Genomic DNA, 25,966 nt, shown 5'->3' with positions numbered 1-25,966 from the left:
TTTAACAACCTCCACATTGATGACCTAAGTCTTCTGGGGTAAAGGAGTGGGGCAATAATTGATCCATTGTATATATTTTATAATCTTCCTCCGACTTACCCACAATAACTTTGATATTTTTTCCAAACTCAACCATTACTTGACGGCAGATTCCACAGGGGAATGTATACTGGTTATCATCACCAGTAACAGCAATAGCTTCAAATTGTCTTTCTCCTTCAGAAACAGCTTTAAATATTGCTGTTCGCTCTGCACAGTTTGTACCTCCATAAGAAGCACATTCTATATTGCAGCCCGTATAAACCTTACCAGTTTTTGTTAACAATGCAGCTCCTACATGAAATTTTGAGTAGGGCACATAAGCCATTTTCTTGGCCTCTATTGCTCTTTTCATTAATTCTTTATATTCCATAAAGTTCCTCCTAATATTAGGGTTATGTTATTCCTAAATCAAATATTTATTTTAGTATTTGCTTAGTATTTGCCTAATGGGTATAAATACTCTAATCTAGTTGTATCTGTCTATTGTTTGGGAAAATAATAATCCATGTATTCCCTTTATTCATTTCAAGTTTATTTCCTTGTTGATCTCGATAAATCGTTGGAGCTTGGTGGGAATCCTTACTCCATGTGATGGGTATTGCATAGCCATTGCTAATATACATTCCCTCACCTTTGTCAACTAATTTAATATCTCTTCTACCAGCTGTATCTCCCTGTATATGCCTTATATTGGTATATTGTACGATAATATTTTTTGTTGTCAATTGTTGATTATTCATTTCATCTATATGGGGCCCATTAAATTGTATTCTATTGTATAGTCCTGTTTCTTTGTCATATTCAAAACTAGTTGAGATTTGATTTGTGAAGGGGAAAATTACCTTATTAGCTTGATCTCCCTTTGGTATTACTTCTTCACTACTAAACAATAGCATATTTGGCAAATCTTCTTTTATTTCTTCTCGATACTTCATTCTTTCCCAGCCCTTCATAATCATTTCAAAATTAGTATATAGGCTGTGCTCAAACATCCCTCTTTGTTGTCGCCTAACAGGGTCTCTCCAAGTTACTGTAGACTCTAAAAAAGATAGGGTATTCATGTTATCTGCCTTCAAGTCTTTAACTCCCTGTAGCGCTTGGGGACTCCCTCCGTGATGTAGTAAAATGGCATCGTGATTAAAGGCTAAGTCTATGTAATAATGACGGGCGCTTCTTACTGGTCCAATTTTTTCTGCATCAAAACTTTGAAAAATTGCCAGTAATCTAGTAATGTTTCCTTCTGCTAAGGTTTCGTAAATTACTTCTGCCTGTGAAATACCACTTTGGGGGAGGGCTACTTTAATGTTATTGATCATTACAGCAACTGGTCTCCGACGGGCTACTTCTTCATCAACATACAGCCCTGTTAATGGACTGAGGGCTAAACCTTCTAAGTTTTCTTCAATTTCTTCCACTACATCTACATCAGTTTCCTCTATGTCTTCATTTAATGAATCATCCTTTTTCCCACAACCTACTAAACTTAAGAATAATAATAGTATTAATAAAGAAGCGAGCCACTTCTTATCAATAAACTTCATATCTTTCACCCTTTCTCCTATCCCCGTGTCTATCTAATAAAATTAATTTTTCTTTTGACCTGGCTTAACGATTCCTCCAGAAACAACTAGCTTAATGGCATCCTCCACCGACATTTCTAAAGGAATTGTATTGTTTCTAGGAACCATAATAAACATTCCTGATGTAGGATTAGGCGTGGTAGGAATAAAGAGTCCCACTAAGTCTTCACCTGTTTTCCTAACAACTTCTTCGGTTCCATCTGAAGTGATAAAAGCAATGGTATATAGACCCTTTGTTGGATATTCCACTAACACAGCGTTTCTAAAAGCTGTGTGCTTACTCCCATAGATTGTTTCTGTCAGTTGTTTAATTGAGAAATATACAGTTCTAACTAAAGGAATTTTCTCTAGAATTAATTCGGTAAAGGTGATCATCTTTAGGCCTGAATAATTCCTTGCTACTAATCCTACAGATAAAATTAACAGAATAGTGATGAGTACCCCTAACCCATAAATTCTAAAACCGAGCCAATCTTCTATTGGCTGTCTAAAAACCAAGTCTACTCGATTAAAGAGCCATAAAATTAAGATTGTTGTCAAAGCCATTGGTAAAATCATCAATAAGCCGGTTAAAAAAGTTTTACGAATTTCCTTCCACAAATCTCTCACCTTCTGCTCTTTAGATTATCCAAATAATTGAAAAAAGATTACAGTAATTAACAACCCTAAAATAGCCCCTACTACTACTTCAAAAAAACTATGGATTTTTCCTTCAATTCTACTTTGACAAACTAATAATGCCATTAGTAGTGAAAGGGTTGCTACAAATGTACTCTCCGAAATAAAAGTCATAGAGGTTGCTAGAGAAAAGGCTACTGCAGCATGTCCACTGGGCATTCCCCCCTGTAGGGGTGTTCCTCTGCCGAAATAAGCCTTTAAGCTTATGGTTGCAAAAATAACAATAATAAATACAATAAATGTAATATGTATAGGTGATTGTCTAACAGAGTGAAGTACCCATTGAGCATAGGGATTAAATCTCTGAAAAAAAAGGAAATATGCAACAAAAATTGCGTTTACAGCAGCAATTAAAACTGCTCCTGCAGCTACATTTTTAGAAATTTTAGCGAATATATGATACTTATCGGTAATAAGATCTATTGCTGTTTCTATGGAGGTATTAATCATCTCAGCAATAATTACTAAAGAAATTGTTAAAAGCAATATTAAAAATTCTATTTTACTCAACTCAAAAAACAAACTAAAGATTAGTATCGCAATCGTGACAAAGAAGTGAATTTTCATATTGCGTTGAGTTTTGAGGGCATATATAATGCCCTCAATAGCATAGTTTAAACTATCAATTAGCTTCCTAACCCTCATTTACATGCCCTCATTTACTGACGTACCTGCCCCAATTGGCTTAATACATCTTCTTCTTTTTTTCTCATTTCTTTTTCACTGGCATCATCCATATGATCATAACCCATTAAGTGGAACATACTATGGACTGTTAAAAAGGACATTTCTCGCTCAAAGCTGTGACCATATTCTTCGGCCTGTTGAAGGGCCTTTTCAACAGAGATCACAATATCTCCTAATAGTTTTTCCTCACCTACAGGAAATTCATCATCCACTAGAGGGAAGGAAAGCACATCGGTGGCATAGTCTTTCCCTCTATAGGTTTTATTTAGTTCTTGTATCTCCTCATTACTTACTAGGGATAGGCTTACCTCAAAATCTGGATCCCACCCTTCATATTTCAAGCTTAGTTCAACAGCTTTTGATAATATCTCAATCAGTTCTGTACTGGTATTTATCAAGTCTTGTCTATTATCAATGACTAGATTCATCGGATTTCCTCCCTTTGACTTCTTTTAGATCAAGGTCTGGATATTCAATTCTTTCGTGAAAAATCCCTAATATAACATTAACAAAGGTATTCTTAAGTTTTTCTAATTCTCCTAATGTTAAATTACTTTCCTCCAACTGTCCATCCTCTAATTTATCTTTTATAATTTTATTAATAAGTTTCTCTACTTTTTCTTTATTAGGGGAAGATAAACTTCTCACAGCAGCCTCTACAGAATCTGCCAACATAACAATTGCAGTTTCTTTGGTTTGAGGTTTTTGTCCCTTATACCTAAAGCTTTCAATATCAACATTTTCCCCATTTTCGCTATTTTTAGCCTTATGATAGAAATAAGCTACTAATGTATTACCATGATGTTGATCTATAAAGTTGACAATTTCCTGGGGGAGATTATGCTTCTTAGCTAATTCTAACCCATCCTTCACATGACTTGTAATGATAATACTACTTAAAGTAGGACTAATTTTATCATGGGGATTTTCAGATGTTAATTGGTTTTCTTTAAAGAAATAAGGTCTAGAAGTTTTTCCAATATCATGATAAAAAGCTCCTGTTCTTGCCAATAAAGAATTCCCTCCTACTGCGTTTGCTGCAGCTTCACTTAAATTACCAACAATGATACTGTGGTGATAGGTTCCAGGTGCTTCAATTAATAATTTTTTCAGCAATGGATGATTTGGATTAGATAATTCTAATAGTTTTAACGGTGTCACTACATCAAACAGAGATTCCCAAAGAGGTAATGAACCTACTGTTAAAATTGCTGAGAAAATTCCATTAATAAAACCGTAAGAACCATAGGTTAGTACTCCTAAAACTTCATTACTGTTGATTAGACCAATTCCCATTACTGTCATTAGATGGGCAATACTAACCAGAAAACCCGATATGAAAATACTTCCCCTTTGTTGGGTATTTAAGACACTGAAAATTCCAACAGTCCCTCCAACTAATGCCATAAATAAAAAGGTTATATCATTACCAGTGATAACCGATACCACCAAAGTTAAACAAAGGTTAAGCAAAAAAGATAATCTAGCATCTGTTAATATAGCCCAAAGCATTGCGGCGGCGGCAACTGGCATGAGGTAAATTGAAATAACAGAAAGTACTTTAGAAATAATAAGAACGCAGATAAAGATGATGGCAATCATAAAAAGCCTTCCAATCTTGTCCAACAGTTCTCGATTAAATACATAGATATAGGCAATAATCATCAGTTCTAGCACTAATACAATTAGAGCCACACCAGCATAAAGCATTACATCAATTTGACTTACCCCAATTAATAAACCTAATTCTTGTAATAGGGCATGCCTATCAGCAGTAATGATTTCTCCTTCTCTAAGGATTATTTCTCCCTTTTTTATCATCTGTCTTTCTATACTTTCTCGAGCCTCTTGACGTTTTTGATCGGTTCCCTCAGGGTCAAAAAACTGATTTGGTCGTATAGTAGCATTAATAATGGCTATTGAAAGTTCTTTCAAACCACTATCAAGCTCATCTAATCCAGAGATAAAGTCTTTAATATTATTTTTCTCTTTCTGAAGATCTTCAATCTTGATCCCTGCACTCATATTTTGCTCAATTATTTCGTAGATATAATTTTCTAGGTACTTTAATCTTTCAATAGAAGCATCTAACGCAATTCTTGAGACATCTGCAGAAATATTGAGATCATTAAGGGCAATTAGGTTTTGTTTTTGAAATCGGTCCAGTTCTTCATCTTCTCTTACTCCATAAACTAAATTAAAAAAACTTTCAATATCCTTTTTCACTTCAATTTGTACGTTTGGCTCTAATTTATATCTTAAAGCAACTTGATCTGAGGCGGCATCTTTTAGACGCTCTGTTTCATATCGGTCTTCTATTTCCTTTGGGGCTCGAATGTCGACAGGAGCTCTTTGACCTATATTTATATCAAATTTCTGCGGCTTTAAACTAGTAAACAATATGACGAAAATACACACAAAGAAAAGTAATGCTAATAAAATTTGCTGTATTCTCTTTTGGTTAAACATTTTAAATGAGCCTTTTAAAAAATTATCTTTAAGCTTACGATATTTGCCCATTGGATTTCCTCCTTAGATTAAAGCCCTATTTACTCTTATTATTTTTTATTTTTACTATTTTGCTTGTTGTTTTCTTCTTGTTTTAATTCATTGATTTCATAGGCCTTAATAATTTTTTGTACCAGTGAATGTCTGACAACATCCTTATCTGATAAATGGCTAAATCCTATTTCTTCTACATTTTTTAAGACTTCCATCGCATGTTTTAAACCAGAAGATTTTCCCCTTGGCAAATCAACTTGTGTAATATCTCCTGTAACAACAGCTTTAGAGCCTGCCCCCAACCTTGTTAAAAACATTTTCATCTGTTCTTTTGTCGTGTTTTGAGCTTCATCTAATATTATAAATGAGTAATCTAAGGTTCTTCCCCTCATGTAGGCTAATGGTGCAACCTCAATCATACCCCTCTCCATGTACTTTTGAAATTTTTCAACTCCTAGAATATCAAATAGCCCATCGTATAAAGGTCTTAGGTATGGGTCAACCTTGTCCTTTAAATCTCCTGGAAGAAAGCCTAGGCTCTCTCCTGCCTCAACAGCTGGTCTTGTCAAAATAATTCTATTGACCTGTTCGTTTCTAAAAGCTTTAACCGCCATGGCTACAGCAAGATAAGTTTTCCCTGTCCCTGCTGGACCAATCCCAAAGGTTAGATCTTTATTTTCAATTAGAGAAACATATTCTTTTTGCCCTAAGGTTTTAGGTTTAATAGGTTTCCCTTTATCAGTTACAAAGATCACATCGCCTGCTAGTTCTTTAGCCTTTGTTTCCTTTCCTTCCATGATTAGATTTACAGCATAGGTTATATTTTGGGTTGTTAAACCTTCACCTTTATTGAATACTTCCATTAGCTGAACAATAAGCTTATTTCCTAAGTCTACTGCTTCTTCACTTCCAAGAATAATGATTTCACCTTCTCTAAGGACTAAATCTACTGAAAGTAGCTTATGAATTAAATTAATATGCTCATCGTAGTTACCAAATAATTCTCTAGTAAACTCTGTATCATCCATTTTTATGCGTTTTTGGTATGTGTTTTTGTTCAAAGACTAATCCTCCCCAGTTATAATTTGCTTTTGTTTTGCTATATCTTCAATAACCTCAATAATAAAGGTTCCCTTCAGGGTGCTACCTTCCTCTATAAAAGTAATCTTTGTATCAACAATTTCTCCTTCTAATGGAATTTCCTCCATCAGCTCTCCTATTGCTTCTTGATGGATTATTTCCTTGGCTTGCTGGAGCTCTATTTTTTCTTCAATCTCCACAGCTTCATAATAGGTATCTAAAATAATTTCGACAGGTAGCTTTATATTCCTCCATAGCGTTATGGTTTTATTTGATTTTTCAACTTCATAATCTGAATAAGGGATTTCATTACCTCCAATTGCCAGTTCTAATTTTCCAAGTTTTATCCTTCTACGATTATAAACTTCTCCCGTCCTTTGTTTTTTTATCTCAACTAAAGAAATACTCTTGTTTGACTCATAATAGGTTTTGGCGAAGACCTCTCCATAGGCATGAACGTATAGTGGGTTCTTCATCTGCTCCCTTGAGACTATACCTGTTATTAGCAGATCTCCCTCGGAAACAATATCCCCTTTTTGAACAACAGCGTCACCATTTTTGGCGATGACCTGCTCGATCACCCCTTGCTTACTAGCCACTACATCAGCAGGTGTATTTTTATCTATTTTAGTTGGCGGGGCCACCTTTTCAACTACTTCTACTTTAGCATATATACCCTTTATTTCAATACCCACCCATGCTAGTTCATTAAATTCTATCATCAACTCATTTTCAAGTTGGCGGAGGTCAATTCGATAACGATTAGCACCTGGCTTTAACCCAATTTCTCTAAGATAGTTTATAACGGGTTCTTCTGCCAATTGTTGATTACCGATGACTTCTACATCATAGATGAAACTAGAGGCTATGATAAGCAAAAGAATAGAAAAAAATGCTCCAATTAAAAGCATTTTGCGTTTTTTAATTTTGTGGGCCCAAAAAGGATAGCCATTTTTTTTAGACAAATAAACCCTACATCCTGCTTTACGGGAAATTCGTCGCAAATCCTTAAAGCCCTTTATCCCTATACAGGCTTCTAGGGTAGTATAGTTAACCCTTTTTATATCCCATAAATAGATGCCTTTTTCGATGCAATGATTTATAAACTTTTCAAGGTATAGTCCCTCTACTCTAATGATAACATAACCCCTTAGATAATTCCATAGTCTGAGTATTAACATATGATACACTCCCTAATCCATAAATTCTATATGAGTTATTTCTCCTACGATAACAATTTCTTCTACCACGATATTCTTTAAAATTAAATTTTTTCCAATTATTCTTAAGACGCCATTTTTGGTATAGATTCGTACTCTAGTTGTTGAATACTCTAGAATGCCTTTATGATTTTCTACATAAATTTGAAGGTTGCCCACCATGGTAATTTTGGGAAGATCTAGTATAATATCTTGAGGAAGTTCTAATATATCGGCTATACTTTTCTTTATTTCTTCTGATTTTTTCATACGGCACACCCCCTATCTATAAATTTTTATGCAAAATTAGCCTTATATAGACCTGAATTTATATAAACTAGCATAGGAAAAGCTTGTTAGGACAACTAAAAAACAATAACAACAAGTGACAAATAAAAAAAGCAAAAAAAGATAGGGTTATTAGCCCTATCTAATTTCTCTTCCTCTTAAGCTCTTTGGTTTTCCTAAAACCTCTGACATAATGATTCCTTGAATTACACTTTGCCGGTTAAACTTAACCTTTGAGACCTTCATTCTACCTATTTCACCACCAGAGATCACCGATGGTATATTTTCATCTTGTTTTACTTTTTCTCTTTGTTTTACTACTGTTCCCTTACTCTCTTGCTTTAGAGGTTTGTTTTCAGTCCTTACAGTTTCAGTAGTCGAGATTTCTGTAATGGTTTCTTCTTGTTTTGTTTCATATTGTTCAAAAGTATCCCTCATATTTTTTTGCAGTTCCCTCAGCATATCCTCTAGCCCTGTAACTGTCCTTTTGGGCCGTGGTTGGGGCTTTGGAGCTGTTTTTGGGTGTTGTGGCGATGCTGGTCTTTGGGGAGCTTCATTCCTATTCGGGACATCATTTCTTTGGGTTTCATTTCTTTTTGCTGTGTTTTGTTCCTTAGATTTATTAAACAAAGAACTAATAACAGCAATAACAATAAACCCGATTATAGCTTCGAAACTCATCGAATCACGTCCTTTATATTAGGAGTTTCTATTTTTTTGTAGTGTAATCCTTCTCTCCATCATCTTCCTTAGTAGCACCTGCAATAGCTTCTCTCATATTTGTATCAGCTAAAACATTTTTCATATTATAATAGTCTAATACCCCAAGTTTACCTTCTCTTAAGGCAGCTGCCATTGCCTTTGGTACTTCAGCCTCTGCCTCAACTACCTTAGCCCTCATTTCTTGAACAGCAGCGATCATTTCTTGCTCTTTTGCCACAGCCATTGCTCTTCTTTCTTCAGCTTTAGCTTGAGCAATTCGCTTATCTGCCTCTGCCTGATCAGTTTGAAGTTGTGCACCAATATTTCTTCCAATATCAATATCTGCAATATCTATTGAAAGGATTTCATAGGCTGTACCTGCATCTAAACCTTTTTTAAGTACTGTTCTTGAGATTAGATCAGGATTTTCTAAAACTTCTTTATGACTACTGGCAGAACCAACAGTTGTAACAATCCCTTCACCTACTCTGGCAATAATGGTTTCTTCTCCAGAACCTCCAACTAAACGCTCAATATTTGCCCTCACCGTTACTCTAGCCTTAACCATTACTTCAATACCATCCTTTGCAACGGCTGCTATTTTAGGGGTTTCAATAACCTTTGGGTTAACACTTACCTGTACTGCTTGAAGTACTTCACGACCTGCTAAGTCAATAGCTGCTGCCCGTTCAAACTCTAGATTTATTTCTGCTCTTTGGGCTGCGATTAATGCGTCAATTACACTATTTACATCTCCACCTGCTAAATAATGGGCTTCTAATTTATCAATATTTAATGCTAATCCTGCTTTTGTAGCTTTAATTAATGGATTAACAATTCTAATAGGCTGAACCCTTCTAAAACGCATTCCAATTAACGTACCTATTCCAATTCTTACTCCCGAGAAATAAGCAGTAAACCATAAACCTAATGGTACAAAACTTAAGAAAATCGATGCAATGATGAAAAATAAAGCAATAGCAACAATAATAACAATAATACTTTCCATTATGAATCCCTCCTAGTCAATTTTTCTTACAATTATTCTTCTGCCCTCCACCTTTATAATCTTTACGGTGGTGCCAGATTCTATATAATCTCCTTCTGAGACTACATCTAACAATTCTCCGTTTACCTCTATAGTTCCTGCTGGTCGAAGGAATGTTTTTACAATTCCCACCTCGCCAACAAATTCATTATATCTGCTATAGTTACTGGTATACCCTAGTTCTGCCTTCTCTTCTGCCCCTAATACCACCTTATCAAAAAAGCGCAGTCTTGGGCCATATTTCAAAAGAAGGATCGCTGCAACAATTGTTAAAATAAAGGCGATTACTAAAGAAGTAATTGCAGTTACGATACTATTGGCAGCAAACACAATACTTGCAGCAATAGCCAGCAAGCCACCTAAACCTGCCACACCAAAACCTGGCGCAAAGGCCTCAATGGTTAATAATGCAATCCCAATTAAAAAGATGATAACAATCCCCCCTCCAGCATACCCTGCCAGAATACTGCCACCAAAATATAAACCAAAGGCAACAAGTCCAACCGTACCTCCTACGCCAAAGCCTGGTGTAAAAAGCTCCACCAATAGACCAATAAATCCAAGGGTTAGTAAGATGGGGGTAATATAAGAACTTGTTAAAAACTGAGCTAACCGTACTCTATTGGGTACCTCAAGAAGAATGATATTTTCATAATCAACCCCTAACTTCTCTAAAATTTCTTCATAATCAGTTGCTACCACATCAAGAAAGTTCAATTCCGAAGCTTCACGGGTTGTTAGATTTAGTAATCTGCCCCTTTCTACAACACCTGGAATCTCAATACTTACGTCTGCCATTGCTACTACCAATTCTTCATCCCTACCCTTCTCTTGAGCCATAGTCCGCAGCTCACCAGCCCAGTAGGAAAGGGTTTTTTCTGTATTTGGTATTGGCTCTGCCGACCCAATTGTCCCCCCTGGGGCCATTGCAATATGATCAGCTGAAATGGTAATTAATACACCGGCAGATTCCGCCTTAGTGTTTACATAAGAAATTGTATGTAGGTCTTCATTTGCTATCGTCTTAGAAATTTCTTCAGCAGACTTAATTAGTCCCCCTAAGGTGTCTATTTCTATAATAACTGCCCTAGCCTTAGGATCTGCATTAACCCTTTCTAGACTTGACTTCAGATACTGATGTACTGCTGGGTTAATCTCACCCTGTATTTGTATAACATAAACAGTCTCTCCTTGATTAACACCCACAGCTGGAATAGTTAGAAACAAACATAATAACAAAATAATTAAAAACTTCCTTTTAGTCATCCTTTCACCTCCCTTTAGTCTACTATTCTATATATATGCATATTTTCCCTTCCTAAACTAAATATATGTATAAAAAAGAAGAGCTTTACAACTGTTATCCAGTTGTAAAGCTCTAGTATTTAGCTAAATCTACTTTTTCTAGCCTTCAGATGGGTGAAACATAAAGTAATTCCTTAAGGTAAAACAATCTCCGAATGAATTGGATAATGGTCAGATGCTCTATTTTTGATAACATCATAGCTATTAGCCTTTATGCTTTGATCTACAAAGATGTAGTCGATTCTCTTTGATAGAACAGGTAAATCAAAGGTTGGAATATGACCTTTATCCATAACGGCAGCCACATCTACCATTTTCTTTCTAATCTGTCTCATTTCATCATTTTCTGGTGGAGCGTTGAAATCCCCTACCAATACTACATCGTAGGGTAAGGTTTGGATATAATCTAAAATAACACTTATCTGTTTTCTTCTCTCCTCATGATTTAACCCTAAATGGGTAACTAAAAAGTGAATTTTTCTTCCCTCTACGTCAATGATCGTACTTAAAAGCCCCCTTGGCTCTCTACCACTGGGTAGGGCAATATTCTCTGAAAAAACAATAGGATGTTTACTTAATACACCATTTCCATATTTAGCGGTTCCGATAACCAAGTTTTCTCCATAAACATAGTTCATAGAAAGAGCATTTCCTAAATACTTCATTTGGTTTTGAAATCTCGTACGGGGCATACCGCTATCGGCCTCTTGTATTCCGATAATTTCAACACCACTTTCATTAATTAGCTCCACCATTTGATCTATGGTATTTTTCCCAGCTAGATTTTTACCATGATGAATATTATATGACATTACTTTTATCGTTTTTTCACTACTTATTGAAAATTGCTCATGATCTTGAGTCATATCGATAATCCCGATCTCCTCCATATCAAAAATTTTTCCTTCATTGTTTTGAGGGTATATTCTTATTTTATTAAATTGATTGAAATTTGCCATTCTTTTAGTAATATAAAAATGATTTAATTGGATACCAGATGCATTTTTTTTAATGAGGGGATAATCTAAGATATAGAAATGGGTCATTTCTTCCCTATCATTAAGTATTTCCAAAATCAAATGATCTATATCTCTCGGAGCTTGAATTTTTATATGGGATATGCCATTTTCATCAATATATTTTAATACCTCTAGACCACCATGGGAAGATGACCTAGTAATTAAACCTAAGCCTACAAAAACTAAAACAATGACAATCAGTCTTTTAAATCGCTCCATAGTCTATACCCCTTATCTTTTGAAAGTTTTGATAATTCATTATAACATACTAGGGAGGATTCTTTATAACAGAAAATAATGGCAAAAAGCAACAAAACCCGGAATAATATCCGGGTTGTTTTATTTATGATTGTAAGTATTTTTTAACAATTTCATTAACCAGCTTACCATCTGCTCTACCTTTTGTTTTAGGTACAATAGCAGCCATTACTTTTCCCATATCCTTCATGGTGGAAGCACCAACTTCCAAAATTGTTTCACTTACAAGCTTTACGATTTCTTCCTCTGACAATTGTTGTGGCAAGTATTTTAACAAAATTTCAACTTCCTGACGAGCTTGATCAACAAGGTCTTCACGACCTCCCTTTTCAAATTCATCTAGGGCATCTCTTCTTTGTTTTACTTGCTTTGCAATAATATCAACAACATCTTCATCTCCAAGCTCAATTCGCTTATCAACTTCAATTTGTTTAATGTCAGCTCGAACCATCGTAATAACATTTTTTCGAAGCTGTTCTTTATTTTTCATCGCTTCTTTTAGATCATTCGTTAATTGATCCTTGAGGGACAAATCAATCACCTCTACTTTTTAATCTCTTAGAACTTCTTAGCCTTAGAGTTATTTCTGCGAGCTGCCTCAGCCTTCTTCTTACGCTTTACGCTAGGCTTTTCGTAATGCTCTCTTTTTCTTACCTCTGATAATACACCAGATTTTGCACATTGTCTTTTAAATCTGCGAAGAGCACTATCTAAGGATTCATTATCTCTTATTTTGATCTCTGACATTTACTTCTCCCTCCCTCCGCTAGCACCCGCCGTGCTTTATCTATAGCAACATAATGCTATATTGCTAGTGGGATTACTACAATACCTTGTTATTATACATTAAATAAAAAAGTTATGCAATAAAAATTTTAACCTGGTGGCCATTGTAGTTTTCTCCCCCCCAACAAATGGAAATGAATATGGTCTACTGTCTGACCACCGTCCAGTCCGCAATTGTTGACGATTCTAAAGCCTGTTTCCTCCAGATTAAATTCTTTTGCCAACTTTGTTATTGCAATAAAAACTTCAGGCATAATCTCCTGAGCAACCTCTTCATCAATAAAAAGGGCAGATGGAATATGTTTCTTAGGAATAATCAATAGGTGTACAGGTGCTTGAGGGGTAATATCATGAAAGGCTACGATTTGATCATTCTCATAAACCTTTTTAGAAGGAATTTCCCCCTTAACGATCTTGCAAAATATACAATCCGACATGTTACACCTCCTTATCCCTATAGTATATCCATAATTTATTTCCACAAAAATATTAAAATTCCTTTTTTCATTTTAAAATTATATCAATTTTCCTATTATATAATCTTTTTTCGGAATCTCTAATAGAACTCTTTTAATTGCTCCTTCTATTTCTTCATCTGAAGGAACCAATACTTTGAGGTAGTTATCTGTTAACCCTTCTACATACCCTACTAATTCATTAGAATTGTTTTCAAAAAGGACTTCTATAGTTTCACCAATAAATCGACTTTGATATTCTTCCTTTAGCTGATTCCCTAAAATAATTAATTTTTCACTTCTATGGTGTTTCTCTACACCATTAACTTGATCAGAGAAATCTGCTGCTGGAGTACCTTTTCTAGGTGAAAATTTAAAGACATGAATATCACTAAAGGCCATTTCTTCCACAAAACGATAGGTTGTTTCAAAATCATCTTGGGTTTCTCCTGGAAAACCAACAATAATATCTGTTGTTAAGGCAATATTAGGATAATAACGTCTAATTCGTTTTACAATTTGACGATATTCATCGGTAGTATACCTTCTGTTCATTTTCTTTAATACTGAATCACTGCCGCTCTGTAGGGACAAATGGAAGTGCTGACATATTTTTTCTAACTTTACTAGTTCTTTAATAAAGTCTTCACTAATTAGAGTGGGTTCTAAAGAACTTAATCGAATCCGTTCTAGTCCCTCAACCCCGTTAACTTCCTTCAAGAGATTGATTAAGGCATCCTTTTCCTTTAGATCTTTCCCATAAGAAGCCACATGGATTCCCGTTAATACCACTTCTTTAAAACCATTAGTAACCAAGGTTCTAACTTCCTTTAAAACATCAGAAATCTTACGACTTCTAATTGGCCCCCTAGCATAGGGGATAATACAATAGGCACAGTATTGATTGCAACCTTCTTGAATTTTTAAAAAAGCCCTTGTTTTGCCTTTTATTTCTTGAACAGAAAGCTCTTCAAATTCTTTTACTTGCATGATATCATCTACTGCATTTATTTTTTCACTAGGGTTCGATTGTTCAACAAATTCAACAATTTTTCCCCTCTCATTTGTACCAACTACGATATTAACTCCTTCAATGTCCAGTACTTCCTTTGGAGCAGTTTGAGCATAACAACCTACAACTGCAATAATCGAGTCGGGGTTATTTTTTTTTGCTCTACGAATAAACTGACGAGATTTTTTGTCACCTACATTGGTAACAGTACACGTGTTAATAACGTACACATCTGCTACATCAGTATCGGGTACTACTGTATAGTCAGCCTTCTCAAATAGCTCTGTCATTGCCTGAGTTTCGTATTGATTAACCTTACATCCTAAGGTGTGGAATGCTACTTTCTTCACTTAATACCCTCCTAAATCACCTAACTCATACATAATCATTGATAGTAAAGCGAAACCTGCCGTCTCAGTTCTTAGAATCCTTGGTCCTAAAGTAATTGGCTTAAGATCCATTGCGATAGCCAGTTCAACTTCCTTCTCTGTATACCCACCTTCTGGCCCAATCCATATTCCAATTTCTGTAGTAGACTTATTATTTTCTAACTTAAGAAGAGATTTCAGACTCCTATCTTCTTCTAATTCGTATGCCATTAAATTTAATTGATTTTGCTGACTATGCTTCAATGCAGCTTCATAAGTCATAGGATTATGTACAACTGGAATAACGCCTCTTTTACTCTGCTTGGCGGCTTCTAAAGCTATTTTCTGCCATCGTTCAGTCTTCTTCACTTCATCTTTACTATTATGAAACTGAACTACTGTCCGTTGTGTTAAGACTGGAACAATGGATATGATCCCCATTTCAGTTGTCTTTTGAATAATTAAATCCATTTTAGTTGACTTAGGAACTCCTTGGTAGAGGGTGATCTTTACAGGAGACTCAGTATTGATTTCATTTTTTGATAGTACTGTAAGTAGTATATCATTTTTATTAATTTCCTTAATTTTTCCTACGTATTCATAGGCAACGCCATCACATACTTCTACTTCTGACCCTTCAGTTAATCTTAGGACTTTAGAAATATGCTTAACATCTTCTCCCTCAATAACTATTTCTTGATTAGCTTCATTAATTTGAGAAGTCTCAACAAAAAACCTATTCATTCATTTCACCCTTAATTTTTGATACGATTACTGCCCATTCTCCCATTTCTTTTACCTTTAGAATTTCTAACCCATTTTCTTCCAAAGCATTCTTGACCACAGTTACTTTGTCTAATATGATTCCAGAAGAAATAAAAACACCATCTTCCTTAAGGAATTGCTTTATATCCTTTGCTAACCGTACAATGATATCGGCTATAATATTAGCCACAACAACATCAGCTTTACCAGAGATTTCTTCCATTAAATCTCCATGTCTTACATCGACAACATTATCTACATGGTTTTCTACCACATTTCTTTGGGCTACTTCTACAGCCAATTTGTCTAAGTCTATAGCAACTACTTCTTTAGCTCCAACCTTGGCAGCAGCAATTCCCAAAATCCCACTACCACAGCCAATATCATATACAATAGAATTAGGTGCTACCCTGTCTTCTAATTCCATTACACACATCATTGTAGTTTCATGGGTTCCAGTTCCAAAAGCCATACCTGGGTCCATTTCAATAATTATTTCATCACCTTCTGGTTGGTAATCTTCCCACGTAGGCTTAATAAGGATTTTTTCACCTATTTTAATAGGTTTGTAATACTGTTTCCAAGAATTACTCCAATCTTCTTCGTTTACTTCGATGGTTGTAACCTCACCCAAGCCGATATCTAAACCGTACTGTGGTAACAAGGCTACTGCGTCCTTAATCAATTCCACCTTATCAATTAAGTCTGCACCCGCTGGTAGATAGGCTTTAACAATTGCACCCTCTGCGAAATCTGGGGGTAATAAAGCTTCATCCACATAATCCCACGCTTTATCATCTTGATTTAGCATGAAAAAATCATTTGGGTCTTCAATAGCTACTCCCGAAACACCAGCATCATAAAGAATATTGGATACTGCTTCTACTGCTTCCGTTGTGGTTTTAATTGATACTTCGATCCACTTCATTTTATCACTTCCCTAAAAATAATGTCCCAATAGTTCTATCCTATTATACAATATATTTTCTAAAAAACCCATTAAATCTTAACTAATGTGCTAAAAATCACTCTACATATTGTAGAGTGATTTTTAATCTTTACTCTATTGAGGAAATTGCCTAGTACCATACATCTAAATTTATATTGGTTTTATACAAGGATGAAAGCTTAGTCGTATATTGTGGAATTTCTTCTATTACTAGATAGTTCATTTAAATTAATCATCTAACTACTTAAAACATCCTTTACCTTATCAAAGAAGGATTTTCTTTGTTCGTGTACCTCTTCTCCACCTTCAGCTGCAAATTGTTTTAAAATATCCTTTTGTTTTTCTGATAGTTTCTTAGGTACTTCAACAATTACCTTAACATATTGGTCACCTTTTCCATGCCCTCGAGGGCTAACAATCCCCTTACCCTTTAGTCTGAATACAGTTCCACTTTGGGTTCCTTCGGCGATTTTATACTTCACCTTACCCTCAAGGGTAGGTACTTCCATTTCGTCTCCTAATGTTGCCTGTACAAAGGTAATCGGTATTTCACATATAATATCCATACCATCTCTTTGGAAGATTTTATGGGGCAATACTCTAATGACCACATAAAAATCTCCTGGTGGGCCTCCCTTTACGCCAGGCTCCCCTTCTCCACGAATAGGAATAACCATTCCTGTATCAACACCTGCAGGAATTTTCACCTTAATTTTTTTATGTTTTCTTACTTTTCCTTTACCTTTACAGCTAGGGCATGGACTCTCTATAATCTGTCCATTGCCATCACAGTGGGGACAAGTCTTTACATTAACAATTTGCCCTAAGGGTGTTCTTTGGGCATACCGAATTTCTCCCTTACCTTGACAGTGGACACAGGTTTTTTTAGCAGTTCCTGGCTTAGCGCCAGTACCCTCACACTTGTCACAATTATCATTTCGGTGGAATTCTACAGTTTTTTCTGTACCAAAAGCTGCTTCCTCAAAGGTTACAGTAGTTTCATACTTAATATCTGCACCTTTTTGCGGGCCAGAACGTCGGCGAGAAGAAAAACCTCCGCCTCCAAACATATCAAAAATATCTCCAAAAATGTCTTCAAAGCCACCCCCAAAGCCTTCAAAACCACCGCCACCATTACCATTTACTCCTGCGTGGCCAAACTGGTCGTATCTTTGCTTCTTTTCTGGGCTACCTAATACTTCATAGGCTTCATTTAGCTCTTTAAATTTTTCTTCTGCTTCCTTATCTCCTGGGTTACGGTCTGGATGGTACTTCATTGCCAGTTTACGATAAGCTCTTTTTAAGTCTTCGGCCGAAGCGTTCCGATCCACCCCCAAGACTTCATAAAAATCTCGTTTACTCACCTACTCACCGCCTCTCAGTTTTGAGGACACCCATAGGGTGTCCTCCTTAAACTACTATTTATCGTCATCAGAAACTTCTTCATATTCTGCATCAACAACATTATCGTCTTGTGCTCCTTGAGCTTCAGCTTCTGGATTAGCTCCTTCTGCTCCTGTTTGTTGATACATTTGTTGAGAAATGGCATGGAAGGCATTTGTTAAGTCTTCAACACCCTTCTTCATATCTTCAAGATTATCAGCTTCAATAGCTTTCTTTAGTTTCTCGACTTCAGCAGTAACTTTATCTGCATCTTCTTTATTTATTTTACCTTCTGCTTCTTTTAAAGTTTTTTCTGTTTGATATACTAAAGAATCAGCTTGGTTTTTAACTTCGATTTTTTCTTTTCTCTTCTTATCTTCTTCTGCAAATTGCTCTGCTTCCTTAACTTTTCTCTCAACTTCATCATCGGAAAGATTAGTAGAAGCTGTAATAGTAATTTTTTGCTCTGTTCCTGTACCTAAGTCTTTTGCAGAAACATTTACGATACCATTGGCATCAATGTCAAAGGTTACTTCAATTTGTGGAACTCCTCTTGGTGCTGGTGGAATACCTGTTAATTGGAATCTACCTAAAGTAATATTATCATTTGCCATTGATCTTTCCCCTTGAAGCACATGGATCTCAACTGCTGGTTGATTATCTGCTGCTGTAGAGAAAATTTGGCTCTTCTTACTTGGAATTGTAGTGTTTCTTTCAATTAACTTGGTAAATACGCCCCCTAAAGTCTCGATACCTAATGATAAAGGAGTTACGTCTAATAAAAGTACGTCTTTAACTTCTCCAGTTAATACCCCTGCTTGAATTGAAGCACCAACAGCAACGCATTCGTCTGGATTAATTCCTTTATGAGGGTCTTTACCTGTAATATTTTTAACTGCAGCTTGAACAGCTGGAATACGAGTTGATCCACCAACTAAAATTACTTTATCTAAATCTCCTGCCGATAAACCTGCATCTGACAGGGCTTTTCTCATTGGTTCTTTTGTTTTTTCAACTAAGTGACTGGTTAATTCATCAAACTTAGCTCTAGTTATATCTAATGTTAAGTGTTTTGGTCCTGTGCTTGTAGCTGTTATAAAAGGAAGATTAATATTTGTTGTCATTGTGCTAGAAAGCTCTTTCTTAGCTTTTTCAGCTGCTTCCTTTAAGCGTTGTAGCGCCATCTTGTCTTGTCTTAAGTCGATAGCCTCTTGCTTTTTAAATTCATCTGCAATGTAATCAATTAGTACTTCATCAAAGTTATCTCCACCTAAGTTGTTGTTACCACTTGTAGATAATACTTCAAAAACACCGTCTCCTAATTCAAGGATAGATACGTCGAAGGTACCGCCCCCTAAATCGTAAACAAGAATTTTTTGATGTTGCTCTGTTTTATCTAAACCATAAGCTAAAGAAGCCGCTGTTGGCTCATTAATAATTCTTTGTACATTTAAACCTGCAATTTTACCTGCATCCTTTGTTGCTTGTCTTTGACTATCTGTAAAGTATGCTGGAACAGTAATAACTGCATCTGTTACAGTTTCTCCTAAGTAAGCTTCTGCATCTGCTTTTAATTTTTGTAAAATCATTGCAGAAATATCTTGTGGTGTATAATCTTTACCATCAATTGATACTTTATGGTTAGAACCCATATGGGTTTTAATTGATATAATTGTTCTTTCTGGGTTTGTAACCGCTTGTCTTTTAGCTGGTTCCCCCACAATTCTTTCTCCATTTTTTCCAAAAGCTACAACCGAAGGAGTTGTTCTGTTCCCCTCAGAATTTGGTATAACTACTGGTTCTCCACCTTCTAATACTGCTACACATGAGTTGGTGGTTCCTAAATCGATCCCTATAACTTTAGCCATAGATCTTTCTTCCTCCTTTAATGAATTATCATTTTATCAAATTTATTTTAAATTTATTTATACAAAATAACACTTTACCCCTTATAACCTTATATTACAAATGGGAGTTTTATTTTGATACCTTTACCATAGCTGGCCTTAAAATTCTATTATTTATTTTGTAGCCCTTTTGATATACCTCAATAACTGTATTAGATTCTACATCCTCAACATCCTCCTGCATAACTGCATGGTGCAGGTTCATATCAAAGGGTTGATTTAAGGCATCAATTTCTTCGATGTCATGCTTTAATAGAATTTCTTTTAATTGTTTAAATACCAGTTGAATTCCTTGATATAGTCCACTATCGGCTTCAGCTTCATCAGAACCTGCAATAGCTCTTTCAAGATTATCAACAATACCTAATAGATCAGATGCAATTTTTTCATTAGCATATAAGTAGATTTCACTTTTTTCTTTTTCTACTCGCTTCTTATAATTAATGAAGTCTGCCTGTAGTCGTTGCAACTGATTAGTTTGTTCTTGTAATTCTTGTTCTTTTTTCTTTAACTGATCTTCTAAAGACTGAATTTCATCAGGATTGTTAGTTTCTTCCATTACATCCTCCACAGCCTCTAGGTTATTGTCAGCCGTTTCTGCTTCTAATTCTGTCTCTTCGTCTTTTTCCTTTTCTTCTTCCCTGATTTCCTTCTCCAATTAAAACACCGCCTTTTTCATTAAGTACTATATAAAATCTAAAGATAGTGGAAAACACATAAGTATTTCCCACTACTTTACTTATCTGTTCTTTAATAGATGATTAATATAGGAGCTTACTTGGTCCATTACACTAATTACATGGGAATAGTCCATTCTAGTTGGCCCTATGACACTTAACCACCCAATTACATTCCCCTCCAACTTAAAGCTGGCAGTAACCAAACTACAGTCCTTTGCTTCTTGGAAGGGGTTCTCACTTCCAATTGAAATACTTATTCCCTCTGATTCAGTTGCAGTAATTAAGTTACTAATTAATGCTTTTTCTTCTAACATCGTTAGAAAAGACTTTGCCCTTAAAAGATCACTGAACTCTGGAAAGTTAAATATGTTAGTAGTCCCATTTAAGAAAAGTTCAATGTCATCGATCTCCTCTAGGGTTCTAAACACTTCTGGAACAACAGTTTCAATGATATTACTAAATTCATTGGCTTCCTTTTTTAAGTCTGCAGCCAACTTCTGCTCTATCTCTTGAAAGGTTAACCCAGAGAGTTTATCATTTAATAGGGCCGATACTTTTAAAGTGTGTTCTAGGTCCATGCCACCTGTAACCTTTAACAAAGGTTTTTTGATCACACCGGTATCCGTAACAATCATGGCGATAATATGCTCTCCATCAATGGGTACTAACTGTACATGCTTTAACTTACTCCCCTTAATTTGAGGTGCTAAAGCGATGGATGTATAATTGGTTAGCTGGGATAGGATTCTAGAGCTATATTGTAATAGATCCTCTATCTCACCAAACCGTTTTAATAAATCTGCCCTCATTGTATCCCTATGGAAGGAGGCAATTTTCTTCATTTGTAATAGATAGTCTACATACAATCGATATGCCTTATCTGAAGGAATCCTTCCGGCGGAAGTATGGGGTTGTGTTAAAAACCCTAAATCTTCCAAGTCAGCCATTTCATTTCTAATTGTTGCAGGACTTACCCCTATATTGTATTTTTTCGTTAGGGTTCTAGAACCGATGGGTTCTGCAGTTTGAATATAATCCTGAACAATCGCTTGTAATATTTTTAGCTTCCTTTCATTTAATTCCATCATATCACCTCAATTATTAGCACTCTTGATTAATGAGTGCTAATGCTACCTGCTATTAAAATATCACTTCATAATATTTTTGTCAATAGTTTCTAATAAACTTTTTTAGAAGCAAATTTTATAGAAGCATCTCTTGAAAAACAAGGTTTGAAAGGTCAATCCCCTTTGGGGTAAGACGTACACTTTCTTGATCTATAACGATTAGCCCTTGCCTCATAAGCTTTTCAAATTGACTTTTGTAAATCGTTAAAGGAGATCTCCCAAATCGTTCTTGAAAAGATTTAAGTTTTACCCCTTCCATCAGTCTTAAGCCTAAGAACATACTTTCACTTATTTCATCTTCTCTACTATTAATGATATTTTCTACAATTGGTAGCTTGTTATTTTTAATTTCATTAATATAGGTTGTAATTTCCCCTTCATTATGATGTCGTTTAGGGGAAAGGTAGGAATGGGCCCCTGCACCAAAACCTAAATAATTTCCATAATGCCAATAGGTTAGGTTATGTTGGCTTTCGTAACCACCCTTTGCGAAGTTGGATATTTCATAATGCTGATAACCCTTCTCCTTTAAAAAGTGTATCGATTCATGATACATCTCTAACTCTAGGTCTTCTCCTAGTTCTTTAAGTTTTCCTTCTTGTTGCCATTGTAGAAAGAGGGTATCCTCCTCCCATATTAAGCTGTAGGTAGAGATATGCTGTATCCCTAAGCTAGTAATTTCTTTTAAGCTCTGTTGCCACTGGATCATTGTCTGCTCTGGTAAAGCGAACATTAAATCTACGTTAATATTGTTAAAGCCTACCCCTTGGGCATCCTGTAGATTTTTCAAAAAATCTTCATAGCTATGGATTCTCCCTAAGCTTTTTAGATGATGATTTTGGGTAGCCTGTAGCCCAATGCTTAATCGATTAATGCCACTTTGATAGTAGCCCTTTATATTTTCTAGGCTAAGGGTTCCTGGGTTCATTTCCATGGTTACTTCTGAATTCTTACCGATTTTCACTTTTTTTATAAGGTGATTCATTAAAGTGTCCATTTGAAGACCCGTTAATAACGAAGGTGTGCCTCCACCAATAAATATGGTCTTCACTTCATATCCCTTTAATTCATCTTCATAAAAATCTATTTCCTTTATAAGGGCCTCTAAATAGGGTTCTATTAAATGTTTCTTCCCTCCATAGGAGTTAAAGTCACAGTAGTAGCACTTCTTCTCACAAAAGGGTATATGGATATATAGGCTGATAGGTTTCATTTTTCACCTCTCTATTTACAATATAAAACCATTTCACATAATTTATTTAATGATTTTTAGTTGAATATTATTTAGAACATTACTTTTCAGTTAAAGTTTATCTCATCAATCATTATTGTCAATAAATTATACCACAACCCGCTTATTTATAATAAATAAAAAAAGACCTCATCTAATATAAGGTCTAAACTTTCGTCTTAATTGGCAAGCGACTAATAATTGATTACTTCATTAATATTATTTATTTCTATTTCTATTTCTTTTACTAAGTTCAAGATTTCATTATAATTATTATTTTCTTTTACTTGAAATGGATAAGCTACTAAATTATACAGTGTTAAGTCATGATTAGTTACTGTTCTTCCACCTTGGCCTATAGCATAAGTCAGATTACTTAATTTATTCAACCTAATTTCTAGTTGATTGACATGATCCTTATTACTAGACAAATATACTTCTAAGTTACCAATTAGATCTCTTAAGTTATTTTCAATAGTTATTATTCTGTCTACCATAACATCTTCGTAAAACTGCTTCAGTATATGATAAACTTCTTTTTCATCCTTCATGAAGATGCCATCTTTTTCAGTAGCAACTAAATAACCATCTACAACCCCAAGAGCTTCTTTAAACCTCTCTTCGTTAATGTGATCTTCAACAACTAATAAAAGTCTAGCATGGGTTTCTATTCTTTCTGCCCAGTAATAATTAGTGTTATGGTCAGTAATCATGGAATTATTTTTTACTTGAAAGCTACAGCCTACTAGAAGCAACATGATACTTAAAAGAGCAATATATTTTTTCATACATACCTCCTTGAAAAAAGGTGGCTCGAAAGCCACCTTTATAATTTAAGGTCTAGCTCCTGTGGAAAAGAATGGTCCATTTGATTTTTGATATATTACGCTATTGCCTTTTTCTTCGCTCCTTGTATCAGAAGCGCCTACTTATATTTTAATTTGCATCTCTGATGAATGTCAAACGAATTTTTCCTTTTTTCACTCACTGCTAAAAGCTTTTTAGCTTCATCTGCACAGCAGATGTTTTCCTTATATAATTAAAGGGCCTAGTCATAGAACAAAATGACTAAACCCTCCAAATATTCTTTTAATCGTCTAACTTTAAAACTGACATAAAGGCTTTTTGAGGTACTTCGACACTACCAACTTGTCTCATACGCTTCTTACCTTCTTTCTGTTTCTCTAGAAGTTTCTTCTTACGGGAAATATCCCCACCATAACACTTGGCCAATACGTCCTTACGTAATGCGCTAATGGTTTCTCTAGCAATGATTTTTTGCCCAATAGCCGCCTGTAGTGGAATTGGGAATTGGTGTCTTGGTATTTCGTTCTTTAACTTTTCACACATTGCCTTTCCTCTAGCATAGGCTTTTGTCTCATGGACAATAAAAGAGAGGGCATCTACTTGTTCAGTATTAATTAAAATATCAAGTTTAACTAGTTTTGAAGGTCTGTAGCCCAGGAATTCATAATCCAAGGAACCATAACCCTTCGTTTTTGATTTTAAAGCATCAAAGAAGTCATAAACTACTTCATTTAATGGTAATTCATAATGGATGGAAACTCTTGTATCATCAATATACTCCATATTCTTCATGTCTCCTCGTCGCTCTTGACAAAGTTCCATTACTGTACCGGTATATTGAGTTGGTACCATGATACTAGCCTTTACAATTGGCTCCTCCATCATATGAATTTCTTGAGGTTTTGGTAGGTTAGCAGGATTTTGAATCATAACTACTTCACCATCGGTTTTAGTAACACGATAAATTACACTTGGAGCTGTTGTAACCATATCAAGATCGAACTCTCTTTCAAGCCTTTCTTGAATAATCTCCATATGTAATAATCCTAAGAATCCGCATCTAAAACCAAAGCCTAAGGCTACTGAAGTTTCTGGCTCAAATACTAGAGCCGCGTCATTTACCTGTAACTTTTCAAGGGCATCTCTTACGTCTTCATATTTCTCCCCTTCTGCAGGGTAAATACCACAATATACCATTGGAGTAACTTTTCGATATCCTGGCAATGGTTGTGGTGTTGGATTTTCTGCATCGGTAATGGTGTCCCCAACTCTACAATTTCGAACATCTTTAATGCTGGCAGCAACATAACCAACGTCCCCAGCCTTTAATTCTGCTAAAGGAATTTGACCCGGTGAGTTTACGCCAACCTCAACAACTTCAAAAATCTTGTTGGTAGCCATCATTTTTATTTTCATACCTTTTTTGATGCAACCCTCTACAACTCTAATATAAGCAACGACACCCTTATAATTATCATAATAGGAATCAAAAATTAATGCCTTTAAAGGTGCTTCTTCCTCTTCCTTTGGTGCAGGGACCTTTTGAACGATGGCCTCTAAAACATCTGTAATATTAAGACCTTCTTTAGCTGAAATTAGTGGTGCATCACTGGCGTCTAGCCCAATAATATCTTCTATTTCCTTCTTAATTTCATCTGGTCTTGCACTTGGTAAGTCAATTTTATTTATAACTGGGATAATTTCTAAATCTTGCTCTAAAGCTAAATAGACATTGGCCAAGGTTTGAGCTTCTATTCCTTGGGCAGCATCTACCACCAGTATTGCCCCTTCACAGGCTGCTAAACTTCTAGATACCTCATAAGTAAAGTCCACATGGCCGGGAGTATCAATTAGGTTTAAAAAGTACTCTTCTCCGTCTTTTGCTTTATAGGCCAACTTAATGGATTGAAGCTTAATGGTAATTCCTCTTTCTCGCTCTAAATCCATATTATCTAGTATCTGGTTTTGCATTTCCCGTTGACTTATTAGTCCTGTATGTTCTATCAGTCTATCAGCCAAGGTAGATTTTCCATGATCGATATGGGCAATGATAGAGAAGTTTCTAATTTTCTTTTGTCTATCACTTGGCATAAGGTAAAATCCTCCTT

26 protein-coding genes are annotated in these 25,966 nt (G+C 35.4%); all 26 read right to left on the bottom strand.

Going from position 1 to position 25,966, the window contains the following annotated elements; genetic code table 11:
- Nucleotide 1: 1 nt before the first annotated feature.
- The 26 genes from T335_RS0103540 to lepA all read right to left on the bottom strand — a co-directional run bounded on the left by T335_RS0103540 (nt 2) and on the right by lepA (nt 25,949).
- Nucleotides 2-412 (bottom strand): cytidine deaminase, encoded by a 411-nt coding sequence (locus T335_RS0103540; protein WP_026476308.1) that lies wholly within the window; start codon nt 410-412, stop codon nt 2-4.
- 91 nt (nt 413-503) lie between these two features.
- Nucleotides 504-1,583 (bottom strand): DUF3048 domain-containing protein, encoded by a 1,080-nt coding sequence (locus T335_RS0103535; RefSeq protein ID WP_156943619.1) that lies wholly within the window; start codon nt 1,581-1,583, stop codon nt 504-506.
- Nucleotides 1,584-1,625: 42 nt separating this feature from the next.
- Entirely contained in the window at nt 1,626-2,222 is a 597-nt protein-coding gene (locus T335_RS0103530) for a DUF502 domain-containing protein (RefSeq protein ID WP_026476306.1), read from the bottom strand.
- 24 nt (nt 2,223-2,246) lie between these two features.
- Nucleotides 2,247-2,945, bottom strand: a complete 699-nt coding sequence (locus tag T335_RS0103525) for a diacylglycerol kinase (protein ID WP_026476305.1) — start codon at nt 2,943-2,945, stop codon at nt 2,247-2,249.
- A gap of 14 nt (nt 2,946-2,959) precedes the next feature.
- Nucleotides 2,960-3,415: an rRNA maturation RNase YbeY gene (ybeY, locus tag T335_RS0103520; protein WP_026476304.1), complete on the bottom strand. Its 456-nt coding sequence runs from the start codon at nt 3,413-3,415 to the stop codon at nt 2,960-2,962.
- On the bottom strand, nt 3,399-5,507 hold the full coding sequence (locus T335_RS0103515) for an HD family phosphohydrolase (RefSeq protein ID WP_051569114.1): 2,109 nt from the start codon (nt 5,505-5,507) through the stop codon (nt 3,399-3,401). The genes ybeY and T335_RS0103515 overlap by 17 nt, the downstream gene beginning before the upstream one ends.
- 38 nt (nt 5,508-5,545) lie before the next feature.
- Nucleotides 5,546-6,517 carry a PhoH family protein gene (locus tag T335_RS0103510; RefSeq protein WP_034327676.1) on the bottom strand — a complete coding sequence of 324 codons (972 nt, stop codon included), beginning with the start codon at nt 6,515-6,517 and terminating at the stop codon, nt 5,546-5,548.
- A 36-nt stretch (nt 6,518-6,553) separates the two neighbouring features.
- On the bottom strand, nt 6,554-7,750 hold the full coding sequence (yqfD, locus tag T335_RS0103505; RefSeq protein WP_026476301.1) for a sporulation protein YqfD: 1,197 nt from the start codon (nt 7,748-7,750) through the stop codon (nt 6,554-6,556).
- A gap of 12 nt (nt 7,751-7,762) precedes the next feature.
- Nucleotides 7,763-8,038 (bottom strand): sporulation protein YqfC, encoded by a 276-nt coding sequence (gene yqfC / locus T335_RS0103500; RefSeq protein WP_026476300.1) that lies wholly within the window; start codon nt 8,036-8,038, stop codon nt 7,763-7,765.
- A gap of 156 nt (nt 8,039-8,194) precedes the next feature.
- The gene (locus T335_RS0103495) at nt 8,195-8,737 is read right to left on the bottom strand and encodes a hypothetical protein (RefSeq protein WP_026476299.1); all 543 of its coding nucleotides are present in this window, start codon (nt 8,735-8,737) and stop codon (nt 8,195-8,197) included.
- A 28-nt stretch (nt 8,738-8,765) separates the two neighbouring features.
- Nucleotides 8,766-9,767: a flotillin-like protein FloA gene (floA, locus tag T335_RS0103490; RefSeq protein WP_026476298.1), complete on the bottom strand. Its 1,002-nt coding sequence runs from the start codon at nt 9,765-9,767 to the stop codon at nt 8,766-8,768.
- Nucleotides 9,768-9,779: 12 nt separating this feature from the next.
- A complete protein-coding gene (locus tag T335_RS0103485) occupies nt 9,780-11,072 on the bottom strand; it encodes an NfeD family protein (RefSeq protein WP_026476297.1) in 1,293 nt (430 codons plus the stop codon).
- A 173-nt stretch (nt 11,073-11,245) separates the two neighbouring features.
- Entirely contained in the window at nt 11,246-12,349 is a 1,104-nt protein-coding gene (locus T335_RS21495; protein WP_051569113.1) for an endonuclease/exonuclease/phosphatase family protein, read from the bottom strand.
- A gap of 124 nt (nt 12,350-12,473) precedes the next feature.
- Entirely contained in the window at nt 12,474-12,920 is a 447-nt protein-coding gene (locus tag T335_RS0103475; RefSeq protein ID WP_026476295.1) for a GatB/YqeY domain-containing protein, read from the bottom strand.
- 26 nt (nt 12,921-12,946) lie between these two features.
- Entirely contained in the window at nt 12,947-13,135 is a 189-nt protein-coding gene (gene rpsU / locus T335_RS0103470) for a 30S ribosomal protein S21 (protein ID WP_026476294.1), read from the bottom strand.
- Nucleotides 13,136-13,263: 128 nt separating this feature from the next.
- Nucleotides 13,264-13,611 carry a histidine triad nucleotide-binding protein gene (locus T335_RS0103465; RefSeq protein WP_026476293.1) on the bottom strand — a complete coding sequence of 116 codons (348 nt, stop codon included), beginning with the start codon at nt 13,609-13,611 and terminating at the stop codon, nt 13,264-13,266.
- 78 nt (nt 13,612-13,689) lie between these two features.
- The gene (gene mtaB / locus T335_RS0103460) at nt 13,690-14,991 is read right to left on the bottom strand and encodes a tRNA (N(6)-L-threonylcarbamoyladenosine(37)-C(2))-methylthiotransferase MtaB (protein ID WP_026476292.1); all 1,302 of its coding nucleotides are present in this window, start codon (nt 14,989-14,991) and stop codon (nt 13,690-13,692) included.
- Entirely contained in the window at nt 14,992-15,753 is a 762-nt protein-coding gene (locus tag T335_RS0103455) for a 16S rRNA (uracil(1498)-N(3))-methyltransferase (RefSeq protein ID WP_026476291.1), read from the bottom strand.
- A complete protein-coding gene (gene prmA / locus T335_RS0103450; RefSeq protein WP_026476290.1) occupies nt 15,746-16,702 on the bottom strand; it encodes a 50S ribosomal protein L11 methyltransferase in 957 nt (318 codons plus the stop codon). The genes T335_RS0103455 and prmA overlap by 8 nt, the downstream gene beginning before the upstream one ends.
- Nucleotides 16,703-16,959: 257 nt before the next feature.
- A complete protein-coding gene (dnaJ, locus tag T335_RS0103445) occupies nt 16,960-18,087 on the bottom strand; it encodes a molecular chaperone DnaJ (RefSeq protein ID WP_026476289.1) in 1,128 nt (375 codons plus the stop codon).
- Nucleotides 18,088-18,141: 54 nt separating this feature from the next.
- Nucleotides 18,142-19,974, bottom strand: coding sequence for a molecular chaperone DnaK (gene dnaK / locus T335_RS0103440; protein ID WP_026476288.1), 1,833 nt, complete (start codon nt 19,972-19,974; stop codon nt 18,142-18,144).
- A 109-nt stretch (nt 19,975-20,083) separates the two neighbouring features.
- Complete coding sequence (gene grpE / locus T335_RS0103435; RefSeq protein WP_242837240.1) at nt 20,084-20,671, bottom strand: nucleotide exchange factor GrpE; 588 nt, start codon at nt 20,669-20,671, stop codon at nt 20,084-20,086.
- Nucleotides 20,672-20,752: 81 nt separating this feature from the next.
- Nucleotides 20,753-21,778: a heat-inducible transcriptional repressor HrcA gene (gene hrcA / locus T335_RS0103430; protein ID WP_026476286.1), complete on the bottom strand. Its 1,026-nt coding sequence runs from the start codon at nt 21,776-21,778 to the stop codon at nt 20,753-20,755.
- A gap of 118 nt (nt 21,779-21,896) precedes the next feature.
- Nucleotides 21,897-23,033: a radical SAM family heme chaperone HemW gene (hemW, locus tag T335_RS0103425; protein ID WP_026476285.1), complete on the bottom strand. Its 1,137-nt coding sequence runs from the start codon at nt 23,031-23,033 to the stop codon at nt 21,897-21,899.
- Nucleotides 23,034-23,245: 212 nt separating this feature from the next.
- A complete protein-coding gene (locus T335_RS0103420; RefSeq protein ID WP_026476284.1) occupies nt 23,246-23,839 on the bottom strand; it encodes a membrane lipoprotein lipid attachment site-containing protein in 594 nt (197 codons plus the stop codon).
- Between the two features lie 301 nt (nt 23,840-24,140).
- On the bottom strand, nt 24,141-25,949 hold the full coding sequence (gene lepA / locus T335_RS0103415) for a translation elongation factor 4 (protein ID WP_026476283.1): 1,809 nt from the start codon (nt 25,947-25,949) through the stop codon (nt 24,141-24,143).
- Nucleotides 25,950-25,966 lie beyond the last annotated feature (17 nt).

The sequence above is a fragment of the Alkaliphilus transvaalensis ATCC 700919 genome, assembly GCF_000621485.1.
Taxonomy (GTDB): Bacteria; Bacillota; Clostridia; order Peptostreptococcales; family Natronincolaceae; genus Alkaliphilus; species Alkaliphilus transvaalensis.
The sequence above is the reverse complement of the archived record's forward strand: the minus strand, read 5'-3'. Positions and strand labels throughout refer to the sequence as shown.